Below are 24,555 nucleotides of genomic sequence, written 5' to 3' on the forward strand. Positions count from 1 at the left end.
GTCTCTTTCTTATTATAATGATTGTTTTAGATTGATTTTACCTTGTTCACCTAAAACACCGTCAGCGATATTTACAGCATGATCGCCAATGCGCTCTAAGTTACTTACCATATCGACGAAGATGATACTTGCATCACCTGAACAGCTGCGTTCGTTTAGACGTAATACGTGACGTTTACGAAGAACACGTTCCATTTGGTCGATTTTGCGTTCTTTTGCAATAACAGTTTGAGCTAGTTCAGTATCGAAGTTTGTTAAAGCTTCAACTGAGTCTTGCAGTGTTGAAATTGTTAATTCAAGCATTTCGTTTAACTCAGCTAATGCTTCGTCTGATAGTGTAACACGGTTTGAAATTTGGAAATCTACAAGTTCTACAAGGTTTTCTACATGATCACCGACACGTTCAATATCTCCAACAACACCTGCTAAAACAGAATGTTTTTCAGAATCCGTAGGTGAAAGTGGCTTTTCTGATAGTAAAACTAAATACTCGGTAATTTTTTTATCTAAATTGTTAATAGCTCCTTCTAATTGAGTAGCCATGTCAGCGTGTTTTTTATCTTGTGTGTTTAAAAATTGGTTTGCTTCTTTTAATCCGTGTAATGAGAACTCAGCCATACGGATAATCTCTTTTTGAGCTTCTGTTAAAGCGATGGCTGGAGATTGTTCAATAAAGATTGGATTTAAATGTTGTGGTTTGAAGTCGATAGCTGCATCCTCACCACGAATGATTTTTGTTACAATCCATGCTAACACTGCAATGAACGGGAATTGAATAATAGTATTTGTTACGTTAAACGTTCCATGTGCAAATGCGATTGTCATTTCTGGGTTTAAATTTAATGACGTTTGGAAGTATTGAATTAAATTTGTAAAAGGTATTAATAAAATTGTAAAGATGATCGTACCGACGATATTAAAGATAACGTGAACTAATGCTGCACGTCTCGCTGCAATTGAAGTACCGATAGCTGCTAATACTGCTGTAATTGTCGTACCGATGTTATCACCGAATAATACAGGAAGAGCAGCTTGTAAATCGATTGCACCTTGACCGAATAGTTCTTGTAAAATACCGATAGTTGCACTTGAACTTTGTACAATTAACGTAAAAACTGTACCGACAACAATACCTAAAATTGGATTATCACTCATGCTAACTGTTAATTCTTGGAACGATTCTAAAGAGCGAAGAGGCTTCATACCTGTGCTCATTAACTCTAAACCGAAGAATAACATACCAAAACCGAATATAACTTGACCTAAAGAATGTACTTTTTTATTTTTAAAGAAGAATAATAAGATAGCTCCAACTGCCATAATTGGGAGAGCGTATTCTCCGATTTTAATTCCGATAATAAATGCAGTAACTGTCGTACCGATGTTTGCACCCATAATAACACCGATTGCTTGTCTTAATGTCATAAATCCGGCACTTACAAGTCCGACTGTTAAAGCGGTTGTTCCTGAACTGGATTGGATTAATACAGTAACTAACATACCTGCTAGTACACCCATAAGTGGGTTTGTTGTAAAACGATCTAGAATATCGCGAAGACGATCTCCAGCTGCTTGTTGCAGTCCATCGCCCATGTATTTAATCCCGAATAAGAAAATACCTAATCCACCAATGAACTGGAAGATCATATCTTGAACATTATATTCCACGCATTCCACTCCTTAAATTTCATGTACGATGTAATTATTAACTGAACCTTGAGTCACTGTAAACGGTTTGCTAGTAAAATTTACACTAAATTTACAAAGGGAATAAAAGTTTACAATCCCTTAAAGAAACAACTGCATTTCATTGGTTTTTACCTTGTATAAATCTTAATCTTGTAAAGAAATCACACTTTTTAGAATAATATTGTTCAGTCGAATATCGAGGAAAGTATCTGCGAGTTCATCGTATATTTTTTGATGAAAGTTAAGAAAATATGTAGGGAAATGCATGTAGTTTATAACAGTAACTTGAGGGGAAACAATTCTTTTAACACGATAAAAAAAGCCACTGAATTATCCAGCAGCTTTTTCCGTGTTTTTATCGCCATGCTTTTGTTTTCTTATGCTTGTAATGTAAATGAAGAGAAAAGCAATAAGTAATAGAGAGGAATAACGATATACAGTTGCATAGTTTGTAAAATGAGCAATAAATCCAAATATAATCGCTCCAGCGCCGATTCCAAGGTCAAATGCGGAGAAGAATGTAGCCGTTGCTACGCCGCGTCGATGCGGTGCTACGCGGTCAATCATCCATGCTTGTAGTGCAGGTTGAATCGCTCCAAAACCACTTCCGTAACATGCTGCAGCAATAATTAAGCTCGGAATTGTCGTCGTATACGACAATAAAATAATACCTGTAAATGTTATAATAACTCCCGGAATGATGACGAATGTATGGCCTTTCGCATCATATAGCTTTCCAGAGAATGGACGAGTCACAGCGATTGCTAGTGCGTTACATAAAAAGAAGAGACTAATATCAGCTATGCCGACTTCTGTAGCAAATAGTGTGATAAAACTTCCGATTCCTCCGTACATTAATGTAATACATAATATTAATAATGAAGGAAGTAAAGCTTTACGCTCAATAAATCCATCGAGAAAAGTACTAGATGATTGTTGTGGAGGCTGTTTCGTTTTTTGGATTTGAAGTAGTTTCGTTAATATTAATGAAACAATTGTGCACGATAATGCACATAAAAAAAGAATTGTGAAGTTATATGTTTGCATAAGCCATAGTCCGATAAGTGGACCGAGGGCCATTGCAATTGTTCCAGAAAGGCCAAAATATCCCATGCCTTCTCCGCGGCGAGCTGAGGGAATTAAATCAGAAACGACAGTTCCATATGTAGTCGTTGTAATACCGAAACCAGCTCCGTGCAAAATACGAACAGCAAGCAAGAGAAAAATAGTTGAGGTGAAAAGGTAACTGCCCATAGCGAGTAAACAGATAGCAGTACCGATCATTAAAATGATTTTTTTATTGAATTTTTGCAAGGCGTTCCCAGTTAGCGGTCTAACAAAAAGTGCCGCAACGGTAAACATGCCGACAACAAATCCGATATTTGAACTTGTGCCACCAATTTCTTTCACATAAACAGGTAAGGTTGGAATTAACATTTGAAACCCTAAAAACATACATAAGTTTGCAAAAATTAAAGCAACAAACTCTTTTGTCCATAACGGTTCTCGTTTTACGAGTATTGCTTCTCCCATATATTCATCCCCTATATAAAATTTTCTCTTTTCTTTCGAGTATATGTATTGGCCAATGCAACAGTCAAGGAAGGTGTCTTGAAAACGGATAACAATTTTTAAGATGAAAAACTGACAAATTTGTGTAAAAGCTACACAACTATGAAAAAAAGATGTAAAGTATAGATGTATAGACTTGTAGGTGTTAAGAATGATAGAAATTGTTTTTTCTTTAAAGAAAGCGGATTCAAAAGAGTAGTGAACAAGAAGGGGATATATACTTTTTCACTACATATATTTGAAAAGGTTTACAATATGATGAAGGAAGAGGCGTGTACATATGAGACGATTAGGTATTTCTATTTATCCAGAACATTCAACAGTAGAGAAAGATAAGGAGTATTTAACATTAGCAAGTAAATATGGGTTTACACGTGTGTTCACATGTTTATTATCTGTGGATGGAGAAAAAGAGAAAATTATTGAAGAATTTAAAGAAACGATCTCACATGCGAATGCATTAGGGTTCCAAGTATTAGTGGATATTAGTCCATCTGTTTTTGAACAATTAGGTATTTCGTATAATGATTTATCATTCTTCCATGAATTGGGTGCGTACGGTATTCGTTTAGATGTTGGTTTTTCAGGATTAGAAGAATCAATTATGACTTATAATCCGTATGGTTTGAAAATTGAGATTAATATGAGCAATGGTACGAAGTATGTAGATAACATTATGAGTCATAGACCAAATCGTGAAAATTTAATTGGTTGTCATAATTTTTATCCGCATCGTTATTCAGGGTTATCATACGATCATTTCATTAAATGCTCGAAACAATTTAAAGATTACGGTATGAGAACGGCTGCTTTTATTTCATCATTTGATGCAACATACGGACCTTGGCCAGTAACAGAAGGGTTATGTACATTAGAGCAGCATCGTGAATTACCGATGACAACACAGGCGAAACATTTATTCGCGACGGAATTAATTGATGATGTTATTATTGCAAACGCATATGCGTCAGAAAAAGAATTACAAGCACTAGGTGCATTAAATAAAGAGAAACAAACATTTGATATAGAAATATATGATACAACGACAGAACTAGAAAGAATTATCGTATTAGACGAACCACATTTTTATCGCGGAGATGTATCTGAATATATGATTCGTTCTACACAAAGTCGTGTGAAATATAAAAAAGAAGAGTTTAAACCTCATAATACGCGTGAAATTAAGCGTGGAGATTTATTAATTGATAATGAACAATATGGTCAGTATAAAGGCGAATTACAAATTGCATTAAAAGATATGGTTAATACAGGAAAAACAAATGTAGTTGGTCGAATTGTAGAAGAAGAGATTTTCTTACTAGACTATTTACAAGCATGGGATAAATTCGGATTTACATTAAAAAAATAGAGAGAATATAAAGGGGAAAAACTACTGATTTCAGCAGCTTTTCCCCCTTTATATATAAAGAGCGAGAGGAAGAGCTATGACAAAGGTGCATCAGCGATTAATTTCTATTTTAGAGGAATTTTTAGAAGAGAAATCGATGTTAAATCGAGCTTTTTTAGCAGGCCGTTTACATGTATCAACGAAGACGATTCAAAAGGATATAAAATTATTAAATGATATATTGGAAGAAAACGGAGCGAAAATCGAATCGCAAAGAGGGAATGGGTACGAATTAGAAATTATAAAAAAGAAGAAATTTGAAGACTTTTGTGTGAGTCTATTTCAAAAACAGACGGAAAAAATCCCAACTTCTTATGAAGAAAGAATAGCGTACATTCTGCAGCGTGTTTTAATGACAGAGGGATATGTGAAGCTTTCAGAATTAGCGGAAGAGATGTATGTGAGCAAATCAACGGTCAATTTAATTATGAAAGATGTTACAGATATATGTGGTCGCTATGAATTACAAATTGAGAAGAGACCGTATTATGGTATACGTATTGTTGGAGAGGAATTTAATATTCGTTCTTGTTTATCACAATATGGTTTACCGCGTTATGATCATACTCCGTTTCATGAGCAATTTGAGCAGACGGAGACATATTTATCGCTACCGCATATATCACTCATTCGTTCAATTATATTAAAGTATATTGAAGGCGGAACAATATATTTATCTGATATAGAAATTGATAATTTAGTCATTCATATTGCAATCGCATTAAAGCGTTGTCAAAGTCAACATTATATGAAAGGACTGCATGTGGAGCAATCAGAACTTATAATAAAGAAAGAATATACAATTGCGAAGCAAATTTTAGGAGATTTAGAGAAAGAGTTAAAATTTTCATTTCCAGAAGAAGAAGTATTATATGTGACGATGCATTTATTAAGTACTGCTGTTACAACGAGAAATCGCTATGAAAATGTAGAAGAGCTATTAGGAAAAGATATATATGCATTTATGCAACATATTCTTTTTAAAGTAGCGGAAGAACGGAATCTTATTTTTTATTATGATGAGGAATTATTATTTGGATTTGGTATTCATTTAAAAACGTTATTAAATCGTTTGAAGTATAAGTTAAATACGAGAAATCCTCTTTTGGCAGAAGTGAAAAAGAATTATCCGTATGCTTTTGAAATTGCGGTTCTCGTTGGAGATATCATTGGTGAATATACGGGTGAATCGATCCCTGAAAGTGAAATTGGTTATATTGCAATTCACTTCGGCGGAGCTATGAGCCGTTTGCAGGAGCAAAATCAAAAGAAAAGATGCTTATTAGTTTGTGCGACTGGTCAAGGAAGTGCACAACTATTAAAATATAAAATTTTATCACAGTTCCGAGATAAATTAGAGATTGTAGGTATTACAGGCTATTATCAATTGAAAGTAGAAGATCTTTATAAAGAAAAAATAGATTGTATTATTAGTACGATTCATATACCGAGTGGCTTGCCTGTTCCAGTTATAAAAGTGAATTCAATATTTGATGATAAAGAGATTAAATCGATTGGTCAGCGGTTGTTTACGCATGTGAATACTAGTGTGCAGCCTTATATTAAGGAAGATTTAATCTTTTTAAATCATAGTGCTTCTACGAAAGAGGATGTTATTCAGTTTTTATGTGAGAAAGCTGCTGAGAAACGCTATGTACCAGAAAACTTTTATGCTTCTGTTATGGAAAGAGAAAATACGTCTCCGACAGCGGTTGGGAATTCAGTTGCAATCCCGCATCCGATGCAGTTATTAAGTGAGGAAACTTTTTTGATGTTTTGCACACTTGAAAAGGCTGTTGATTGGGGAGATAAAAAAGTACAAGTAATTATTTTATTTAGTGTAAAGCGCAATAATAATGAAGATTTGCAAAGGCTTTATGATTTTTTATATGATATTATGTCTAGTCAAACTACGATAGAGAAACTTACTCAGACCGAGGTAATTGAAGATTTTCAAGAGATTTTATTATCATTTTGAAAAAGTATATAAAAACTTCCGTTACATAACGGAAGTTTTTTATGTTTAATTGTATGCGTTTTCATAATAAGATAAAAATATAGAAAACATATAGCTTGGGGGAATTTAAAATGGCTGATATGCAAACTCCATTTGCATTAATTTTACATGGTGGCAATGCGAGAAGTGCGGCGCTTGAAGCAATTGCTTTTGCAAGACAAGGAGATTTTGAGAATGCGGGTGAAAAGATGAAACTTGCTAGTGAGGAAATTTCAGCAGCGCATCGTATTCAAACGGATTTAATTCAAGAAGAGGCAAGAGGAAATCATGCAGAAATCAGTTTACTGTTAGTGCACGCACAAGACCATTTAATGAATGCAATTACAGTGAAAGAACTAGCTAAAGAATTTATTACTCTTCATAAACGCGTGGAAGAGAAAGTGACAGTATAAGATGTATATTTTATTATGTTGTGCAGCAGGTATGTCAACGAGTATGGTCGTAAGAAAAATGCAAGAAGAGGCAAAGAAACAGGGGAAGAATTATAAAATTAAGGCGGTTGATTCAGAACTAGTGAAGCTTGAAATTAAGGAAGCCGATGTCGTTTTAATTGGCCCACAGGTGAAATACTTATTTCCAGCTGTAGAGTTTCTTGCAAATTCATACAACATACCAGTTGCGATTATAGACCAACGAGATTATGGCATGTGTGATGGTTTGAAGGTGCTTAAGCAAGCAGAACAATTAGTTTTAGCATAATTATATCTTTTTAAATATAAACATTATAATGTTATAAAGTTTATTTCATTCTTTTATAGTAGAGAGAAAGAGGAGGGCTATTGATGAATGGGTTTATGAGTTTTATGGAACAAAAGATTATGCCAACAACGCAAAAGATTGCAGGACAACGACATTTATTAGCAATTCGAAACGGGGTTATTTCTACATTGCCGTTAACGATCGTCGGATCATTTTTCGTTATCTTTTTAAATTTACCAATTGATGCATATATGGAATGGATTGTACCGTTTCGCCATATTTTAGATATTCCATTCCGATTTACAGTAGGACTAATGGCATTATACGCGGCGTTTGGTGTAGGGGCTTCGCTCGCGAACTTTTATCAGCTCAATCAGTTAAGTGCAGGGTTATTATCTGTACTCGCCTTTTTACTAGCATCAGTGGAACCAATTCAAATTACGAAAGCGGTACCAGGTGTTATTGATGCAGGTAGATATATTTCAGTAGGAACATTAAGTGCAACGTCTTTATTTGGCGCAATTGTTACAGCATTAATTGCAGTAGAAATTTATCATTTTATGATTAAGCATAATATCTCGATTAAATTACCAGATAGTGTACCACCCGCAGTTTCAAATTCGTTTGCAGCATTAATTCCAACGCTAGCAGTTATTCTTTTATTCTGGGGTATTCGCTACGGTTTGAAATTTGATGTGAATACAACGATCACATATTTAATCGCACCATTAAAATCAGTATTAGTAGGAAATAATTTATTCGGTGGTTTATTAACAGTATTCTTAATCGTGTTTTTCTGGTCATTCGGTATACATGGACCAGCGATTTTAGGACCAATTATTCGTCCGATGTGGGATTCAGCAATTCTTGAAAATATGGAAGTATTCACGGCTACAGGAAATGCACATCAGTTACCAAACTTATTTACAGAGCAATTCATTCAATGGTTCGTATGGATTGGCGGATCAGGTTCAACGTTAGCTTTAGTAATTATGTTTATGTTCTCTAAATCTAAGTTCCTAAAAGAGTTAGGTAGATTATCATTCGTACCAGGTTTATTCAATATTAACGAACCAATTATTTTCGGTGCACCAATTGTAATGAACCCAATCTTAATTATTCCGTTCGTTATTACACCGTTAGTGACAACGACAGTATCATATTTCGCAGTTGTTTCAGGTATGATTCCACTTATGATGGCGAAACTGCCATTTACGATGTTAGCACCAATTGCAGCGGTGATTAGTACGGACTGGACAATTATGGCTGGTGTACTTGTACTTGTTAACTTTGTTATCTCGTTCGTTATTTACTATCCATTCTTCAAAATGTATGAGAAACAACAATTAGCAGGAGAGGAGAAAACAGAATGCTCGGAGCAATTATCATCTTAATTACATTCGTGGTCGGACAGTGTATTGCCCATTATTCGAAATGGGTACAAAGTAAATCTTTATTAGTGTTACTACTAGTATCAGTTTTATTTATCGGTTGTTCAATGGGTGCATATGTAATGTTAGGATTGCAATCACCGTACGTAATTATTGTACCGACAATTTTATGTGCAACGTGTTTATCTGCAAAATATAGATTTACGAGCATGGCATTAATACAACGTGTGAAGGAGATGCAAAAGCATGGAGCGTAAATTAGGAATTTCACTTTATCCAGAACATTCAACGAAAGAAAAAGATATGGCTTATATTTCCGCAGCGGCACGACACGGTTTTTCAAGAATATTTACTTGTTTGTTATCTGTGAATCGTCCGAAAGAAGAAATTGTAGCTGAATTTAAAGAGATTATCAATCACGCAAAAGATAACAATATGGAAGTTATTTTAGATGTAGCTCCGGCTGTTTTTGATCAGCTTGGTATTAGTTATAGCGATTTATCATTCTTCGCGGAGTTAGGTGCAGACGGTATTCGTTTAGATGTAGGCTTCGACGGGTTAACTGAAGCGAAAATGACGAATAATCCGTACGGTTTAAAAATTGAGTTAAATGTAAGTAACGATATTGCGTACTTAGAAAATATTCTTTCGCATCAAGCGAATAAATCAGCTTTAATTGGTTGCCATAATTTTTATCCGCAAAAATTCACTGGTCTTCCGTACGATTATTTCATTCGCTGCAGTGAACGCTTTAAAAAGCATGGTATTCGCAGTGCAGCCTTTATTACATCACATGTCGCAAACATCGGTCCATGGGATATTAACGATGGATTATGTACATTAGAAGAGCATCGTAATTTACCAATTGAAGTACAAGCGAAGCATTTATGGGCAACAGGGTTAATTGATGATGTCATTATCGGAAATGCTTATGCGAGTGAGGAAGAGTTAGAGAAACTAGGAAACTTAAATCGCTACATGTTACAGCTAAAAGTGCACTTTGTAGACGAAGCGACTGAAGTAGAGAAGAGAGCTACGCTGCAAGAATTACACGTAAGGCGCGGCGACATAACAGAGTATATGGTACGTTCTACAGAAGTGCGTAAAAAATATAAAGACTATGACTTCCCAGTGCGTGAAAGCGTGCTACAGGAAAGAGGGCAAGTTGTAATTGGTAATAACTCATTCGGAAAGTATAAAGGTGAACTGCAAATCATCTTGAAAGAAATGCCGATAGATGAACGGAAAAATATCGTCGGTACAATTGCGGAAGAAGAGTTATTCTTACTAGATTATGTAGGAGCTTGGACGCAGTTTACTTGTGTGGAATAGGGAAGATAGGGGGCGTTCCAAATTTTGGACCGCCTTTTTAATATTAAAGTACTTTTAACGTCAAAATTTGTCGGTAAATCGATATCTCTTGTCGAATCGTTGATATATTATAAGTTACGATAGATATATTCGAAAAATCGTTGATATATTGTAGGTTACGATAGATATATTTGAAAAATCGTTGATATAATTTCATTTACTATGTTATTTTTCAGTAGTTTAATAGAGTAAAAAAAGAGCCAGTCTCAACGATGAGACTGGCTCTTTTTTATAACTAGTTTAATACTTTAACTGTAACTGTTTTACGTCCCCAGCTACTTGATGAACCTTTATCTGGCATTAAAACGTCGATTTTATTACCTTTAATAGCTCCACCAGTATCACCAGCGATTGCTACTCCGTAACCTTCAACCCATACTTTTGAACCTAATGGAATGACACTTGGATCAACTGCAATTAGTTTCATGTTTGGATTAGCTGTTAAGTTGTGGCCTAAAGCTGATTTTACTTGGTCGCCTGCTTTATAACCATTTTCAAGTGGATCTGCTGTGTAAGCTGTTGCTACAACACGTAACTCACGAGAAGATGATGGTGCACTTGTTTCAGTTTCTTTTGCAACAGGTTGTTGTGTAGCTGGTTTTTTAGCTTTAGCCGCTTCTTGAGCCTTAGCCGCTTCACGAGCTTCAGCTGCTTCTTGAGCCTTAGCTGCTTCACGAGCTTCAGCTGCCTCTTGAGCTTTAGCTGCTTCACGAGCTTTAGCTGCTTCTTGAGCCTTAGCCGCTGCTTGAGCTTCAGCATCTGCTTGAGCTTTAGCTGCTTCACGAGCTTTAGCTGCCTCTTGAGCTTCAGCATCTGCCTGAGCTTTAGCTGCTTCTTGAGCCTTAGCTGCTTCACGAGCTTTAGCCGCTTCTTGAGCTTTAACTTCTGCTTGAGCTTCAGCTGCTTCGCGAGCTTTAGTTGCTTCCACTGCTTTAGCTTTTGCTTGAGTTTCAGCTACTTCCTGAGCTTTAGCTGCTTCACGAACTTTAGCTGTATCTTGAACTGTAGTCGTTTTTTCAACTTTAGCTACTGGTTGAACTTTAACTGGTGCTTTACCTGTTAAGTAAGGAACATGAACATAAGCTGTTTTTCCGTTATATTCAAATTGAATCCAATCATTTTGTACTTGGTGTGTTGTTTCAATTACATCATCTTTTTTCAACTTACCAAGAATCTCTGAGTCTGTGTTTGCCCCAGCACGTACGTTTAATACGTTTGCTGTTACGTAGTAAGTGTCTTTTGTATAGTCAGCGCTTATGAAAGCTTCTTTACCGCTATTCAATTGAACTTTTGACCAACCATTTTCTGTATGTAAAACATTTACTTTATATCCATCTAATAATTTTCCTACAACTTTTGATTCAGTAGTTGGGTTTTCTCGTACGTTTAGTACGTCAGTCGTTACGATTGTTTCTGCTTTAGCAGATGTTGTGAAAATCCCAAGACCAAAAACCGCTGCTGTTGCTATACCCATAAATTTTTTCATAATAGCCTCCATTGCATTTGTTTTCGTTGACCTCATTATAGCAACCATTATTTTCTTATTTGCGAAAAACATAAAATTACAAAGCTTTCGTAATGGGGCATTAATATTCTGTAACAATTCCATAAATATCCTGATAGCGCTTCCTTGTTGTTTTTTGGCGTATTAGGGCATATGAAACATAAAATGAGTAGTATTTCAATTACTGTAACATTAATAATGTTACAGTAATATTTCTTGATGATATCTATAGTGTTACAAAAATAGCTTATTTTACTGTTTGAATGGAAATTTAGTTATGAAACGATAATCTTTTTAGGCGTGAAAATATATAAATGAGGTGAAATTTAATAAAATATCGATATAATTGTTACAAAATCAGTCGAAGTATGGAAAAAATTACGCCTTGATTTTCGTCTGTTACATAGTATTTTTGCAATAATAGAATTAGATAATAGCCTTAGTACCTATAAATAATGAAGAGTATTAGAATGATAGTTGTAACGTGAAACATATATAATAGAAGAAACTCAATTTAGTAGATAAATAAAAAACGCAGGAGTGTAAACTCCTACGTTTTTGTTTATTCATATCGTAAACATTCAATTGGATCCAGTTTGGCAGCTTTGTTAGCTGGCAGTAAACCGAATATAATACCGATTAACATTGAGATACCTACTGCAAGAAGTCCAAGTTCTTTTGAGACAACGAGTGGCCATCCAGCAAAGATTGAGACGATCCAAGCGAAGAAAATACCGAGCATGAATCCGATGAAACCACCAAGTCCTGTTAATATACAAGATTCGATTAAGAATTGTGTTAATACTTTACCACGTGTTGCACCAAGTGCTTTACGAATACCAATCTCACGTGTACGTTCTGTTACAGATACGAGCATGATGTTCATTACACCGATACCACCAACAAGTAAGGAGATAGCGGCAATACCACCGAATACCATTTTCATCATACCAATTGATTCGTCTAGTTGTTTCGTAAATTCACCTAAATCTTGTGCTTCGAATTTGTGCTCAAATTTAGGAGCTTTCATTTCGTTTAAGACAGAAACAGCTTGTTTTTCTACACTTTTACGTTCTGTCGGAGAGGTCATTGTTAATCTTACAGAGTCATACTCATTTACTCCTGAAATGACAGGCGCATTTTCAAGTGATGTATAACCTTCAGGCATAGGCATTCCAAAGTCATTTTTCGTTTCGTATACACCAACTATTTTATACGGCTTTCCTTTTATATCTGTGTATTGATTTGATTCCCAACCACTACTAAATAATTTGTTGAAAGCTTCTTCATTTAATATAACAGCAGGGATTGCTTGATTTAGTTCACTGTCATTTAATTCACGACCGTGAACTAATTTTATTTTCGAATCTGTCATAAAGGCGCCTGTTCCACCTTTTAAATCAAGATTTACATCTTTTGAACCAGCAGATGCTTTTACTTTCATACTTACGTCTGGATACACATCTTTAACGCCTGGTACAGTTTGCAGACGGTTTAGCATATCAGGTGTGATTTTGGCACTATCTGTTCCGTAATCAGGATTGTTGTAGTAAATCGTTACTTCGTTATCTTTTCCTTGGCCTAATTCTTTTTTAAACTTTGCGTTTGTACCATCACCCATTGAAATGATAGTAATAATGGCACTAATACCGATAATAATACCTAACATCGTTAAGATAGAACGCATTTTATGAGCAAAGATAGAGGAAAGGGCCATGCGTATATTTTCACTCGTATTCAAAATTAACCTCTCCAATCTTGGACGATATTTCCGTCACGAATTACAATTTGACGTGCTGCAGCTTCCCCGATTTCACGGTCATGGGTAATCATAATGATTGTTGAGCCTTGTTTATTTAATTCGTAAAAGAGGTCCATAATTTGTGTGCTTGTTTTCGTATCAAGTGCTCCCGTCGGTTCATCGGCTAAAATGAATTTTGGGTTATTTACGATTGCACGTGCAACGGCGACACGCTGCTTTTGTCCACCTGATAATTCGTTTGGTAAGTGAGTAGCGCGATCAGCTAAACCGACTTTTGTTAAAGCAGCTAATGAGCGCTCGCGTCTTTCTTTTTTATCGACTCCAGCGTAAATAAGAGGTAGTTCTACATTTTGAAGCGCTGTAAGTCTCGGTAATAACATGAAGTTTTGGAATACGAATCCAATCTCTTTATTACGTACGTGTGCAAGTTCTGTTTCAGACATGTTTGAAATATTTTGACCGGCTAGTTCGTACGTACCTGTCGTCGGTTTATCTAAGCAACCGATAATGTTCATTAATGTTGATTTACCAGAACCAGAAGGTCCCATAATTGAAGTGAATTCTCCTTGGTTCAATGTTACGTCAATTCCGTGTAATATTTGAACGGACTCTGCACCATTTTGGAAGGATTTCGTGATGCCTTTTAAGTTAATCACTGGGCGACAACCTCCATACCATCTTTTAAGTCTTTTTCAGGTTTAGAGATAATTTCCTCTCCTTTTTTCACTCCAGAAACTTTTGCTTCGCTATCAGTCTCGAATTCAACAGTAACTGCTTGTTCTTTCGCCTTACCGTCTTTTACAACGAAGACAACATTTTTGTCACCTTTTTTCACGATACTGCTTTTCGGAACAATTGTACCAGTTGCTTCGCCAGATTTACTTGTTACGTAAACGTGGAAGCCGTTTTGTAATTCGTCACTATTATCTAATGTGACAGTGAATTGATAGTTAGAAACAGTTTTATTTTCATCCATGCTCTTTAATGGTGTAGAACCGATTTCTGTTACTTTTCCTGTCCAAGTCTTACCAGCGACAGTTTTTGATGAAACAGTTACTTCTTGCCCAACTTTCATACTAGCAAGCTCATATTCAGAAAGTGGACCTTTTACCTTAAATTGACCAGCGTGGCGAAGAGTAACGCCGCTCATACCTGTTTTTTCGTCAGCAGTTTTCACGATATCATCAATTACGCCATCAGCAGGACTTGTTACAGAAAGATTGTTTACTTTCTCTTTTGCTGTTTTAATCATTTCATCAAATTTTTCAACATCAAACTTTTTCATTTCAAGTTGTGATTCTAATTGCCCAACTTCAGCTTCTGATGCTTTTAATGCTTCAGCGGGAAGGCCTGCATTTTTATCTTTTTGTAACTTTTGTTTCGCTGCATCAAGTTGTTTTTGGAACAACGTTACTTCTTTTTGTGCGATTTTCTTTTGCATTTCTGCTTCTGTTACACCTTGTTTAGCAGTCGGGTCATTGTATTTAAATAGAAGCTGACCTTTTTTCACTTCATCGCCTTTTTTTACAGCTAATTCATATGTTCCTTTTGTTGGATCGAATGAAATAGTTTCAATTCCGTTTGGAATAACTTCGCCACCAAATTTTTGCGCGTTTTGGATTTGTTTTTCAGTTACTTTATATCCGCTATATGCCATTGCTACTTCTGAACCGCCTCCAGCAAATGCAAAGTATGATCCAGCTGCAATTCCGATTGCTACTACACTAGTAATTAACACTTTATTTTTCTTTTTCATCTATTTATCACCTTTTCGTTCGTTTTAGTATCTACATTAAGTATAGAAGAGGTGAAGAATCTGACAAATCGTTTTAGCTTACAATAACCTTACAGTTTTGTAAGGTATGAATATATAAATGTAAGGTAGAGGTTGTCCTAGTGTAAGCAAATGAATTGACTCGTCGTTTCTTTCTTACAATAATATTGTATGGAGGAAAGGAGGAAGGAAGATGGAAGCTTATTTTAGCGCACACCCATTAAAACCATTTATTCCATACTCAAGGCAACATGCCCTTATATTATTTATTATGTTGGTGGGGATATTTTTTCTGTATCAATACCAAGATGTATTACGTCAAAGTGAGTGGAATATAACGGTTCGATATGCAATTGCATTTTTATTTATAGGTAGTGAAATTGGGCTTCATATGTGGGAGTGGAAAGCGGGGATTTTTGAGCTAGCTACTTCATTACCGTTTGAATTATGTACGATTAGTTTATTATTAGCGTCGATTATGATCGTAACGAAAAGTTACCGCATATATGAGATTGTATTTTTCACGGGAATTATTGGTGCATCACAAGCTATTTTAACGCCAAACTTGCAGTATGCTTTTCCGCATTTTCGTTTCATTGAATATTTTATCGCGCATATATTGCTCATTTGGGCACCACTCTTTATGACTTGGGTGGAAGGCTATAGACCGACCTTGCAATCTATTAAGCGTACGATGATATTTTTAAACATATTGATTCCGCTTGTTTCGTTTGTGAATTATAAAACAGGCGGTAATTATATGTTTTTAGCTCATAAGCCAGAAACAGCTTCACTACTCGATATGTTAGGACCGCATCCTTACTATATTATTTCATTAGAACTCGCAGCACTTATTGGGTGTTTTATTTTGTATATGGCGTTTGCAAAAAGAGAAAGGCATGCGCATAAAGAATCACTAGGATCATAACCTAGTGATTTTTTATGTTTGAATATTTACAATTCAGAAAATTAAGAATAAAATTAGAGAGTAAAATATAAAGAGAGAGAAGGGAAAACGTGGTCAAAAAAGTTTTTCTGAATGGGATGGAAGTGACAATTCAATTTATTATTTCGATTTTGGGGATTATTATGTTAGGGGCTCTGCCGAAATTGTTTTATGGATTTAAGCTGGATGTATCAAAGTACATACAGAGTTTAAAAGAAGTGTTTGTGAACTTAATGGATATTTCCAATTTGCAATACGTGAAAGGTAAATTTTTATTTCCGCAGCTGTTCGTCCATTATAAAGAAACGATTATTATTTTTTTAGCTGCTTTTTTTATTTCATTATTTGTAGCATTTTGTATTGTTTATGTAATTATGAGTAGTTCACCGCGTATACAACATCGAATTAAATCATTTCTTATCTTCCTAGAATCTATTCCAGATATCCTTCTTATTTTAGTATCACAAATTTTAGTTATATGGTTTTTTAAACAAACAGGTTTTTTACCTTTTCAAATTGCTTCAATTGGAGGCGAGTCAATTAGAGGATTGCCGATACTTTGTTTGAGCATCCCGACTACGATTATGTTTGTAAAAATGGTCGTGCTTCGTTTTGAAAATGAACTAGAAAAAGATTATGTACTATTTGCTAAGGCGAAAGGGCTGGGGCGCTTTCATATTTTAAATCGTCATATTTTACGAAATGTGTTGCTTAGTACATTATTCTTTGCGAAAACGAATATCTTTTTTATGTTATCTAATTTATATATTATAGAATGGATTTTTAATACGGGTGGTATTTTTATGTTTTTGAAATCGTATTTTGGTATTAGAGTTGAGGTTTTCATCGTTAGTGTGCTTCTTATATATATTCCGATTTTTATTTTATTTAAATTATTTCATTATCTCATTCCGGCTGCGATGAAGGAGAGATTATAATATGTGGACGTATATAAAACGTGATAAAAGATTTTGGATAAGCATTGGGTTTCTTCTCCTATTAGTTCTTTTGAGCATCGGAAATACGTTATGGAATGATGGACATATTAGACAAGTTACATTGCAATATGATGCGGATGAAAATCCACAAGTGCCACCGTTTCCACCTTCATTACAATTTTTACTCGGGACAGACCGGAAAGGGTATGACCTGTTACATTTAGTCATTGAGGGCGCGAAGTGGACGATTGGTATATCTATTTTAATTGCGGCACTTAGAATGGTAATAGGTGTGTTTTTCGGTGTCGTACTCGGAACGTATATAAAAAGAGGATTTTCAAAAATTGAGGCTTTCTTTGATAGTTTTACAGTTATTCCGACAGTTATGATTGCGTATTTTTTTCTTCAATCTGCAAATGCATTTGGAAGCGGAGAGGAGACAACAACCTTTTTTGAAAGGGCTTCGTTTCAAGTTGTCTTACTTGTAATGCTTGTAATGCCAGTTATTGCACTGTATGTTGCGAAGGAAGTTCGTAAATTGCGAACGGAGGAATTTGTTGATGCCGCACGCATATTAGGTGGATCGAGAAGACATATTGTTATAAAGCATCTTTTCCCGCACCTTTATATGACGTTTATACTTGTATTTTTTCAGCAGTTTACGCAGACTCTTACTATTTTACTGCACTTAGGGTTACTAGAAATATTCTTTGGCGGAACGGTTAAGTTTTTAGGACCGATAGAAGAAATAGAATCTTACACACATGAATGGTCAGGGCTAATTGGAGTCTATTTTAGATCTTTAACAGTGCATCCATGGATTCCTCTCGTCCCAATTACATTTTTCGGGCTTACCATTTTTTCAGGAAATATGATTGTAAAAAGTCTAGAAGAGGCGATGATGAAAGTTCGATTAGGGGGAGAGATAAAGAAGGAAGTTGTAGAAGAGGAACAATCTGCTGTACAGTCAAAGGAAGAGTTGTTTACGTTTAAACATACGATGTGAAGAGAAAAAGAAGCAAGCATGGATTTCATGCTTGCTTCTTTTTACTTTGCAGAAACTTCACCTTCAGCTTCTGTTTGCGGAATAAAGTATCCGATTATACCACCAATTATTGCTGGAACGATCCAGCCGATTCCTAAGTTATAAAAAGGAATCGTGTGTACGATATTAGCGATAAAACTTGGTATCATTCCCACATTATCAAGTGCATGAATACAGCTAATAATGAATGCTGCGATCATTGCTCCGATGTAGACAGAAGGTTTACGTTTCGTATATTTATCGATAAATGATACGAAAATTAAAATGATTGTAATTGGGTACAAAATAATTAATACAGGTAGTGTGATTTTAATTAATAAGCTTAATCCTAAGTTTGAAATAACGAAACTAAAGATACAAACGTATAGTACGAGCTTTTTGTAAGAAACATTTGTTAATACTGTTGCGAAATAGTTGGCAAATGCACTTACAACACCAATTGCTGTTGTTAAACAAGCGAAGATAATGGCGATACTTAATAAAACATTACCGCTTGTCCCAAAGAATTGGTACATAACAGTTGCTAATAGTTGACCACCGTTCTCGAATTGTCCCAAGTTTCCGTTTGAAGCTCCGATATAACCGAGTAAGAAGTAAACAATTGTTAAGAATAGAGCAGCGATACTTCCGCAAATGATTGTATATTTCGCGATAGATTTCTTCTCTTGTATACCGTTTTGACGAATTGCATTTACAACAATTGTTGATAGTACGAGAGCGCCAATTGCATCTAACGTTAAAAATCCTTCAAGAAATCCTTTGAAAAACGGGATGTCTTTATAGTCACCGATAGGCTCTGCAAACGTTCCTGGTGAAAGAATCGCTTTTGTTGCCATAATTGCAATAATTACAAGTAAAATTGGCGTTAATATTTTACCGATATGATCTACTAGCTTGGATGGATTTAATGATAAGAAGTAAACGACTGTAAAGAAAATCGCACTAAAAACTAACATAGAATACCATTGATCTGGGAAAAGTGGTGCAATCCCAATTTCATAAGATACAGATCCAGTTCGTGGAATAACAAATAGTGGGCCGATTGAAAGATAAATAATGATAGCGAATACTGCTGCGAATTTTGGATGAACACGGCTCGCTAAAGTGTTAAAACTACCACCAGCAAGGGCAACAGCAACGATAGCAAGTAAAGATAAACCGACGTCTGTAATAATAAACCCTGTAATGGAAACCCACATATTTTCTCCGGAAGAAAGACCAAGAAGGGGCGGGAAAATCATATTACCAGCACCGAAGAAAACTGCGAATAGTAATAAACTAATCGAAAGTATTTGCGCTGGTTTCAAAGTTGTACGCATATAAAGAAAATCCTCCTAATGAGTATTTTTGTCGAAAATTCAAATAATTTGTCGAGTAACTGTTATTATTTTAAAGGTCTGATGACTAGAAAGCAATAGGGAATTTTGAAAAAATTAAAAAATAATGCATTAAATCGAATAAATATACTATTTGTATGTTTAATAGGGAGGATTTAACTTTTAACGCAAAAAAACACATATCGCTAGGATATGTGTATTAAAAATATATTTTTCTATCGCGTTCTTCTTTTAAAATTTCAACGGCTTCTCGGAAGCGTTGTGAATGGACAATTTCTCGTTCGCGTAAAAAGCGTAAGCTGTCATTTATGTCGGGATCGTCAGATTGGTTGATAAGCCATTGATATGTGGCACGCGCTTTTTCTTCAGCCGCAATATCTTCGTATAGGTCGGCAATTGGATCACCTTTAGCTTGTATATAGGTTGCAGTAAATGGAACACCAGCTGCGTTATGGTAATGAAGTGCGCTGTCATGATCGACGTAATGAGGGTCGAGACCAGCTGCCTTCATCTGTTCAGGAGTCGCATCTTTTGTCAGCTTATAAACCATCGTAGCAATCATTTCAAGATGCGCAAATTCTTCTGTACCAATATCGGTAAGGAGGCCAATGACTTTATCCGGGATTGTATAACGCTGATTTAAGTAACGTAGTGCAGCAGCTAATTCTCCATCTGCACCACCGTATTGCTCAATTAATAATTTTGCAAGTGCTGGATTACAAGTTCCTACTTTAACAGGGTATTGTAATTTTTTTTCATAAATCCACATAGTTTCTCTCCTTTATATTTGCCATGGCCAAGGACCTTTACTCCATTCCCAAGGGGCATTAGAATAACTGTTCCCAAACTGTTGGAGTGGTCCGTATTTTTCTTCCATCTTTTGTTTTAATACTCTTCGTTTATAGGAGAAATCATTAAATTGATTAATAGCAGCGGTGTCATCTGGATGTGTATCTAAATAAAGAGTTAATTCAACTAGTACAAAGTCTAGTTCTTGAAGCTCCAGTAACAGCTGATAATATTCTTCTGGTAGCGATTGAGTCACGTCAGTAGTCACCGCCCTTTTTTATAAGGATTTTCATAATAGTCATAAAAAACTGGCCATAAAGTCCCTTTTTGTAGCGCTTCTTTTGGTGTGAATTGTGGTAAGTTTGGCGGTTGAAAACCTAAAAATAAATTAGGAGGAGTAGAATAATATTTCTTTCCAATAGGAGGACAAGGATCGAGAGGACTATGATAGGGCACGAATGATCGCATATATTTATTCATGGATAAACCTCCTTAAATGTTCATTACTACGTATTGTATTCAGACATAATAGGCCTTTATGACACATATAAAAAAGTAATAGGTACGGGGGGAATGAATGTGGAGAATGTGAAACAATTCATTGTATTGGAAGTGAAAAACTTAAAGGAAACTTTGTATTTTTATGAAGGGATTTTAGGAATCAAGCCTAGTTTAGAAAGACCCCAATTAGATGTAACAGGGGTTTGGTATGATGCTGATTCAATGAGAGTTAGTTTTGTAATGAATCGTAGTTTGGGTGGGCGTGAGAAGAGTGTTACGGATTCGATTGATGTACTAATGTTTTCAATTTCTAACATAGAGAACTTAAAGAAGAGGTTAGTGTTTTATAAAATTGCATATACAGAAAACAAAAGTGAGAAGAGTATTGTAGTACAAGACCCAGATGGATATAAAATTCAAGTGATAGAGAAGGACGAATAAACGGAGGGGATTTAGTGGAGAGGAATTATGAAGAAAGTGCATTGTTTGAGCATCAATTTTGGCTAAAGGTGCTTACTGATCATTCGCAATTTTTACTTGATGCATTAGCTCCGAAGGAAAAAGAGGATATAAAAAAGGCCACTTATTTTGTTGAAACATTTACGAATCTGTTAAATAAAGTTCGTAATGTGAATCTCATTGCGTTTTCAAAAGAGGCAGAACGAGCCGCAAAGGAAATACGAACGTTTAAATTAAGTATTATACAGAAACAACTCGAGGGAAAAATCACTATTCATTTTACGCCAACTTTCATCAATCATATGGTAAACGAAGTAGAAGAGTATATAACAGTGTTAGAATTTTTAAAGAAAGGAGAAGTTCCGCCTGTTTTTCATGAATTACATTATCATCTCGTTTGGTTAACGGATGCGGCTGGCCATGCAGGGTCTATTTCTGGTGGATTAGATCTTGTTGAAAAAAGATTAAAAGAGAAAAGCGAAGAATTTACGAAGCACTTTGAACAATTTTACTTAAAGGCAGTTGAAATGACGGGGTATTTACGGACAGAGCTTCATCATTTTCCTGCATTAAAGAAGTTTACAAAAGATGTTTCACTTGAGTTAAAATTATTTTCGCATTTTCTCCATGAGGTTGAAGAGCTGGAGTTATCGAATGAAATATTAAGTGCATTATCTGCTAGAATGGCGGATCATATGGCAAGAGAAGAATGTTATTACTTATTAAAATTAGCACAATCGTCTGGACTTGAGATGCCAAAATGTAATCCGCTTTAAAGAAAAAAGAGGTCAATCTTATTTGGCCTCTTTTTCTGCTTTATTTTCTCTTTTTATTTTTGCTTGTTCAATACTTGCCTGTAATGTCTCCATAATATTGATGATGTTTGGAGTTGGAGAGATTGTTTCGGTTTTTTCCTGTTGTTCAATTTTGTTTTCGATTAGGTCGGTAAGGGCTTCTTTATACTCATCTGTATACATCTCTTGTTCAAAAGGATTTGTAAGATGGTGGATTAAATTGATTGCTGCTGTGAGTTCTTGTTTTTGAATCGGATAATTTTCGTTACTTGGTAAGTTAGGTGTATTTGTTATATCGCGAATTTCATTAGGGTAGTGAATAGTTTGTAATATAAGCCCATCTTCAAAGTTACGGATAATAGCTAAATGTTGTTTTTTTCTAATGGAAATATGGATAAGACCAAGTTTATTCGTACGTTCAAGTGCTTCTTTTAATAATAAATACGATTTTTCATGTCCTGAGGTAGGGCCTATAAAATAAGAACGATCGTAGAGAACAGAATCAATTTCGTTATTTTGGATAAAAGATATAATACGAATAGATCTTGGTTCGTGAGCTTTTTGCAATTCAGCTAATTCTTTTTCATCCATAATAATGTACTTATGAGGTGCGTATTCATAGGCTTTTACAATATCTTTATCATCAATTTCTTCATCCGTACAATCAGGAGCAAATTTTTTATATTTAATAGGTGTTAAGCATTCTTTATGAAGACTTAAAAATTTTATATCGTTTTCTTCTACGGCACTGTATAGTTTGATTCCTATATTTAATAGTCCAAGTGAAAGGGCACCTTTCCATACGGTATGCAAATGAAGCCTCTCCTTTCATTCAAAAATGATTATGTATATTATGAGATAGTAAGAAATTTCCTATACGTTTTTTGTTTTTACGGAATGTTAAGCAGGAGGATGTGGGATATAAAATATATTGACAAGCCCTCCAAAATATTTTAATGTGATTGTATAAAATTGTGTATATAAAGGGGAGTAACTTATTACAGTAAAGTCGTCATTACAGGGAGAAACCCTCGGCTTTATTGGCAACGTTTCGTTGTTAGTGAGACCTTTACCAGCAATGGTAAAGGCCCCTTATTGTCTTTTTTAGGACCCTTACCATGTTTGGTAGGGGCCTTTTTGTATACAAAGAGAGGAGATATAAAAATGAAAAAACTTATTAGTAGATTAAGAGTTGTATTTCATGTTCGCCGATTTGTTCCATTCCTATTTGACTTTTTCACTTCAAAAGAGGTTTCAATAAAGAAGAAAATTTTATCTATTGCGTTTTTAGTTGGTTATGTTGCGATGCCGCTCGATTTAATTCCAGACTTCTTACCGTTTATCGGTATTTTAGATGATATTGGAATTGTATTATTTATTTTGAACCGAATTGTAAAAATGGCGCCAGTTCAATTACAAGAAAAGCATAACGTAAACGTAGGATAGGAGTTGAGGTAGAAAATATGGAGCAAATTATTTTAGATATAATCGAGTTTTTAAAGCAATTTTCTTATTTTGGAGTTGTGTTAGCATTAACGTTTGAATTTATTCCAGCAGAAGTAGTTTTGCCCATGGTTGGTTATTGGGTGTACGAGGGAGATATGAATTTTTGGCTTGCTGTATTAGCCGGAACCCTCGGCGGAACGACAGGACCTTTAACGTTATATGCACTCGGTTATTACGGTGGTCGTCCTCTATTAATAAAATACGGGAAATACTTCTTCATTAAAGAAGAACAAATTCAAAAAGCAGATGATTTCTTTGAGAAATATGGACCGGTTGTAGCATTTGTTGGACGCTTTGTGCCAGGAGTTCGAACGCTTATTTCTGTTCCATGTGGTATGGCGAAAATGAACATATGGAAATTTAGCATATATACATTTGTAGCAATGTTCCCGTTAACGACTTTGTATGTTTATTTTGGAATGAAATTAGGTCCACATTGGGAAAAAGCAGCGGATGTTGTTGGGCAATATATGTTACCGATATTAGTGGTCGTAGTTATTATTGTAGGTGGTATATTAATCTATAAATTTATGAAAAAAAGAAACAGAACGGAATCTATCTAGTCATTAGCACTCAGGTTAAATTTTTGAAAATAGATGAATAGTACAGGCAAAAGACTCTGAGGGACATACACATATAGGGAATATAAAAGAGAGAGGGGAAACAACTATGTCTTGTGAGTGCTCAGGGTCAGCATTAACTTGTTGTCCAGATAAAAATTATGTGCAAGATAAAGTGTGTAGTCCGTGGTCTGCTACTGTAGTTGCAACAGCAATTGATAATGTTCTCTATACAAATAATATCAACCAAAACGTAGTTGGTACTGGTTTTGTTAAATATGATGTTGGACCGGGCCCAATTACTGTAGAAGCGCTTGATTCTGCTGGGGGTACAATTGATACACAAACATTAAACCCAGGAACGAGTATTGCTTTTACGTATCGTCGCTTTGATAGTATACAAGTTGTGTTACCTGCAACACCTGCTGGAACGTATCAGGGAGAATTTTGTATTACAACACGTTATCCACTTTCATAGCAGAATAGGAGAGGA

General features: G+C 35.3%; 26 protein-coding genes. 15 read left to right on the forward strand and 11 right to left on the reverse strand.

Going from position 1 to position 24,555, the window contains the following annotated elements; all coding sequences use genetic code 11:
- Positions 1-12: 12 nt before the first annotated feature.
- Together ACTFP3_RS00435 and ACTFP3_RS00440 are read right to left on the reverse strand one after the other, a co-directional pair.
- A complete protein-coding gene (locus ACTFP3_RS00435; protein WP_088362298.1) occupies positions 13-1,668 on the reverse strand; it encodes a Na/Pi cotransporter family protein in 1,656 nt (551 codons plus the stop codon).
- A 351-nt stretch (positions 1,669-2,019) separates the two neighbouring features.
- Entirely contained in the window at positions 2,020-3,222 is a 1,203-nt protein-coding gene (locus tag ACTFP3_RS00440) for an MFS transporter (RefSeq protein ID WP_440009027.1), read from the reverse strand.
- A gap of 319 nt (positions 3,223-3,541) precedes the next feature.
- Between ACTFP3_RS00440 and ACTFP3_RS00445 the strand changes: the two genes are divergently transcribed.
- From ACTFP3_RS00445 to ACTFP3_RS00475, 7 genes are all read left to right on the forward strand, one after another.
- Positions 3,542-4,630, forward strand: a complete 1,089-nt coding sequence (locus tag ACTFP3_RS00445) for a DUF871 domain-containing protein (RefSeq protein ID WP_049108233.1) — start codon at positions 3,542-3,544, stop codon at positions 4,628-4,630.
- Positions 4,631-4,706: 76 nt separating this feature from the next.
- Positions 4,707-6,647 carry a BglG family transcription antiterminator gene (locus tag ACTFP3_RS00450; protein WP_086411490.1) on the forward strand — a complete coding sequence of 647 codons (1,941 nt, stop codon included), beginning with the start codon at positions 4,707-4,709 and terminating at the stop codon, positions 6,645-6,647.
- 110 nt (positions 6,648-6,757) lie between these two features.
- Positions 6,758-7,078: a PTS lactose/cellobiose transporter subunit IIA gene (locus tag ACTFP3_RS00455; protein WP_000774624.1), complete on the forward strand. Its 321-nt coding sequence runs from the start codon at positions 6,758-6,760 to the stop codon at positions 7,076-7,078.
- A 1-nt stretch (position 7,079) separates the two neighbouring features.
- Positions 7,080-7,385 carry a PTS sugar transporter subunit IIB gene (locus ACTFP3_RS00460; protein WP_000275642.1) on the forward strand — a complete coding sequence of 102 codons (306 nt, stop codon included), beginning with the start codon at positions 7,080-7,082 and terminating at the stop codon, positions 7,383-7,385.
- A gap of 83 nt (positions 7,386-7,468) precedes the next feature.
- Positions 7,469-8,779, forward strand: coding sequence for a PTS sugar transporter subunit IIC (locus tag ACTFP3_RS00465; RefSeq protein WP_440009030.1), 1,311 nt, complete (start codon positions 7,469-7,471; stop codon positions 8,777-8,779).
- Positions 8,755-9,033, forward strand: coding sequence for a hypothetical protein (locus ACTFP3_RS00470; RefSeq protein ID WP_000900048.1), 279 nt, complete (start codon positions 8,755-8,757; stop codon positions 9,031-9,033). The genes ACTFP3_RS00465 and ACTFP3_RS00470 overlap by 25 nt, the downstream gene beginning before the upstream one ends.
- The gene (locus tag ACTFP3_RS00475) at positions 9,023-10,108 is read left to right on the forward strand and encodes a DUF871 domain-containing protein (RefSeq protein WP_000440054.1); all 1,086 of its coding nucleotides are present in this window, start codon (positions 9,023-9,025) and stop codon (positions 10,106-10,108) included. The genes ACTFP3_RS00470 and ACTFP3_RS00475 overlap by 11 nt, the downstream gene beginning before the upstream one ends.
- Positions 10,109-10,382: 274 nt before the next feature.
- On the opposite strand, the gene entC is transcribed toward ACTFP3_RS00475, so the two are convergent.
- The 4 genes from entC to ACTFP3_RS00495 all read right to left on the reverse strand — a co-directional run bounded on the left by entC (position 10,383) and on the right by ACTFP3_RS00495 (position 15,169).
- Positions 10,383-11,756 carry a cell wall-binding protein EntC gene (gene entC, locus ACTFP3_RS00480; protein ID WP_440009032.1) on the reverse strand — a complete coding sequence of 458 codons (1,374 nt, stop codon included), beginning with the start codon at positions 11,754-11,756 and terminating at the stop codon, positions 10,383-10,385.
- Between the two features lie 457 nt (positions 11,757-12,213).
- Positions 12,214-13,368: an ABC transporter permease gene (locus ACTFP3_RS00485; protein WP_001986269.1), complete on the reverse strand. Its 1,155-nt coding sequence runs from the start codon at positions 13,366-13,368 to the stop codon at positions 12,214-12,216.
- Between the two features lie 26 nt (positions 13,369-13,394).
- On the reverse strand, positions 13,395-14,069 hold the full coding sequence (locus ACTFP3_RS00490) for an ABC transporter ATP-binding protein (protein WP_000609100.1): 675 nt from the start codon (positions 14,067-14,069) through the stop codon (positions 13,395-13,397).
- Positions 14,066-15,169: an efflux RND transporter periplasmic adaptor subunit gene (locus tag ACTFP3_RS00495; RefSeq protein WP_440009034.1), complete on the reverse strand. Its 1,104-nt coding sequence runs from the start codon at positions 15,167-15,169 to the stop codon at positions 14,066-14,068. The genes ACTFP3_RS00490 and ACTFP3_RS00495 overlap by 4 nt, the downstream gene beginning before the upstream one ends.
- 211 nt (positions 15,170-15,380) lie before the next feature.
- On the opposite strand from ACTFP3_RS00495, the gene ACTFP3_RS00500 reads away from it, so the two are divergent.
- From ACTFP3_RS00500 to ACTFP3_RS00510, 3 genes are all read left to right on the forward strand, one after another.
- Positions 15,381-16,115, forward strand: a complete 735-nt coding sequence (locus ACTFP3_RS00500; RefSeq protein WP_000388697.1) for a YwaF family protein — start codon at positions 15,381-15,383, stop codon at positions 16,113-16,115.
- An 89-nt stretch (positions 16,116-16,204) separates the two neighbouring features.
- Complete coding sequence (locus tag ACTFP3_RS00505) at positions 16,205-17,071, forward strand: ABC transporter permease subunit (RefSeq protein ID WP_000239670.1); 867 nt, start codon at positions 16,205-16,207, stop codon at positions 17,069-17,071.
- Position 17,072: 1 nt separating this feature from the next.
- Positions 17,073-18,077: an ABC transporter permease subunit gene (locus tag ACTFP3_RS00510; protein WP_153581742.1), complete on the forward strand. Its 1,005-nt coding sequence runs from the start codon at positions 17,073-17,075 to the stop codon at positions 18,075-18,077.
- A 41-nt stretch (positions 18,078-18,118) separates the two neighbouring features.
- On the opposite strand, the gene brnQ2 is transcribed toward ACTFP3_RS00510, so the two are convergent.
- From brnQ2 to ACTFP3_RS00530, 4 genes are all read right to left on the reverse strand, one after another.
- Positions 18,119-19,435, reverse strand: a complete 1,317-nt coding sequence (gene brnQ2 / locus ACTFP3_RS00515) for a branched-chain amino acid transport system II carrier protein BrnQ2 (protein ID WP_001260934.1) — start codon at positions 19,433-19,435, stop codon at positions 18,119-18,121.
- A 217-nt stretch (positions 19,436-19,652) separates the two neighbouring features.
- Positions 19,653-20,222: a spore coat protein CotJC gene (gene cotJC / locus ACTFP3_RS00520; protein ID WP_000265278.1), complete on the reverse strand. Its 570-nt coding sequence runs from the start codon at positions 20,220-20,222 to the stop codon at positions 19,653-19,655.
- 12 nt (positions 20,223-20,234) lie between these two features.
- Positions 20,235-20,498, reverse strand: a complete 264-nt coding sequence (locus tag ACTFP3_RS00525) for a spore coat protein CotJB (protein ID WP_000194492.1) — start codon at positions 20,496-20,498, stop codon at positions 20,235-20,237.
- Positions 20,499-20,506: 8 nt separating this feature from the next.
- Positions 20,507-20,722, reverse strand: a complete 216-nt coding sequence (locus tag ACTFP3_RS00530) for a spore coat associated protein CotJA (RefSeq protein ID WP_001046257.1) — start codon at positions 20,720-20,722, stop codon at positions 20,507-20,509.
- Positions 20,723-20,755: 33 nt separating this feature from the next.
- Here ACTFP3_RS00530 and ACTFP3_RS00535 point away from each other — a divergent pair, with 33 nt between their 5' ends.
- Together ACTFP3_RS00535 and ACTFP3_RS00540 are read left to right on the forward strand one after the other, a co-directional pair.
- Complete coding sequence (locus ACTFP3_RS00535) at positions 20,756-21,184, forward strand: VOC family protein (protein ID WP_171009800.1); 429 nt, start codon at positions 20,756-20,758, stop codon at positions 21,182-21,184.
- 14 nt (positions 21,185-21,198) lie between these two features.
- Positions 21,199-21,978, forward strand: coding sequence for a DUF2935 domain-containing protein (locus ACTFP3_RS00540; protein ID WP_049108247.1), 780 nt, complete (start codon positions 21,199-21,201; stop codon positions 21,976-21,978).
- An 18-nt stretch (positions 21,979-21,996) separates the two neighbouring features.
- Here ACTFP3_RS00540 and ku read toward each other — a convergent pair whose 3' ends face one another.
- On the reverse strand, positions 21,997-22,809 hold the full coding sequence (gene ku / locus ACTFP3_RS00545; RefSeq protein WP_000557735.1) for a non-homologous end joining protein Ku: 813 nt from the start codon (positions 22,807-22,809) through the stop codon (positions 21,997-21,999).
- Positions 22,810-23,160: 351 nt separating this feature from the next.
- On the opposite strand from ku, the gene ACTFP3_RS00550 reads away from it, so the two are divergent.
- From ACTFP3_RS00550 to ACTFP3_RS00560, 3 genes are all read left to right on the forward strand, one after another.
- On the forward strand, positions 23,161-23,442 hold the full coding sequence (locus ACTFP3_RS00550) for a YkvA family protein (protein WP_000733844.1): 282 nt from the start codon (positions 23,161-23,163) through the stop codon (positions 23,440-23,442).
- A 17-nt stretch (positions 23,443-23,459) separates the two neighbouring features.
- A complete protein-coding gene (locus ACTFP3_RS00555; protein ID WP_000435023.1) occupies positions 23,460-24,065 on the forward strand; it encodes a DedA family protein in 606 nt (201 codons plus the stop codon).
- A gap of 106 nt (positions 24,066-24,171) precedes the next feature.
- Positions 24,172-24,540: a DUF3992 domain-containing protein gene (locus ACTFP3_RS00560; RefSeq protein ID WP_001277540.1), complete on the forward strand. Its 369-nt coding sequence runs from the start codon at positions 24,172-24,174 to the stop codon at positions 24,538-24,540.
- Positions 24,541-24,555 lie beyond the last annotated feature (15 nt).

Origin of the sequence: Bacillus cereus group sp. MYBK5-2 (assembly GCF_051915685.1) — a bacterium.
Lineage (GTDB): Bacteria > Bacillota > Bacilli > Bacillales > Bacillaceae_G > Bacillus_A > Bacillus_A cereus.

Coding starts and splice junctions, on each gene's coding strand:
- ACTFP3_RS00440 (WP_440009027.1), bottom strand. CDS start 3,222: ATGGGAGAAGCAATACTCGTAAAACGAGAACCGTTATGGACAAAAGAG.
- ACTFP3_RS00445 (WP_049108233.1), top strand. CDS start 3,542: ATGAGACGATTAGGTATTTCTATTTATCCAGAACATTCAACAGTAGAG.
- ACTFP3_RS00450 (WP_086411490.1), top strand. CDS start 4,707: ATGACAAAGGTGCATCAGCGATTAATTTCTATTTTAGAGGAATTTTTA.
- ACTFP3_RS00455 (WP_000774624.1), top strand. CDS start 6,758: ATGGCTGATATGCAAACTCCATTTGCATTAATTTTACATGGTGGCAAT.
- ACTFP3_RS00460 (WP_000275642.1), top strand. CDS start 7,080: ATGTATATTTTATTATGTTGTGCAGCAGGTATGTCAACGAGTATGGTC.
- ACTFP3_RS00465 (WP_440009030.1), top strand. CDS start 7,469: ATGAATGGGTTTATGAGTTTTATGGAACAAAAGATTATGCCAACAACG.
- ACTFP3_RS00470 (WP_000900048.1), top strand. CDS start 8,755: ATGCTCGGAGCAATTATCATCTTAATTACATTCGTGGTCGGACAGTGT.
- ACTFP3_RS00475 (WP_000440054.1), top strand. CDS start 9,023: ATGGAGCGTAAATTAGGAATTTCACTTTATCCAGAACATTCAACGAAA.
- entC (WP_440009032.1), bottom strand. CDS start 11,756: ATGGAATTGTTACAGAATATTAATGCCCCATTACGAAAGCTTTGTAAT.
- ACTFP3_RS00485 (WP_001986269.1), bottom strand. CDS start 13,368: ATGGCCCTTTCCTCTATCTTTGCTCATAAAATGCGTTCTATCTTAACG.
- ACTFP3_RS00495 (WP_440009034.1), bottom strand. CDS start 15,169: ATGAAAAAGAAAAATAAAGTGTTAATTACTAGTGTAGTAGCAATCGGA.
- ACTFP3_RS00500 (WP_000388697.1), top strand. CDS start 15,381: ATGGAAGCTTATTTTAGCGCACACCCATTAAAACCATTTATTCCATAC.
- ACTFP3_RS00510 (WP_153581742.1), top strand. CDS start 17,073: ATGTGGACGTATATAAAACGTGATAAAAGATTTTGGATAAGCATTGGG.
- brnQ2 (WP_001260934.1), bottom strand. CDS start 19,435: ATGCGTACAACTTTGAAACCAGCGCAAATACTTTCGATTAGTTTATTA.
- cotJC (WP_000265278.1), bottom strand. CDS start 20,222: ATGTGGATTTATGAAAAAAAATTACAATACCCTGTTAAAGTAGGAACT.
- ACTFP3_RS00530 (WP_001046257.1), bottom strand. CDS start 20,722: ATGAATAAATATATGCGATCATTCGTGCCCTATCATAGTCCTCTCGAT.
- ACTFP3_RS00550 (WP_000733844.1), top strand. CDS start 23,161: ATGAAAAAACTTATTAGTAGATTAAGAGTTGTATTTCATGTTCGCCGA.
- ACTFP3_RS00555 (WP_000435023.1), top strand. CDS start 23,460: ATGGAGCAAATTATTTTAGATATAATCGAGTTTTTAAAGCAATTTTCT.
- ACTFP3_RS00560 (WP_001277540.1), top strand. CDS start 24,172: ATGTCTTGTGAGTGCTCAGGGTCAGCATTAACTTGTTGTCCAGATAAA.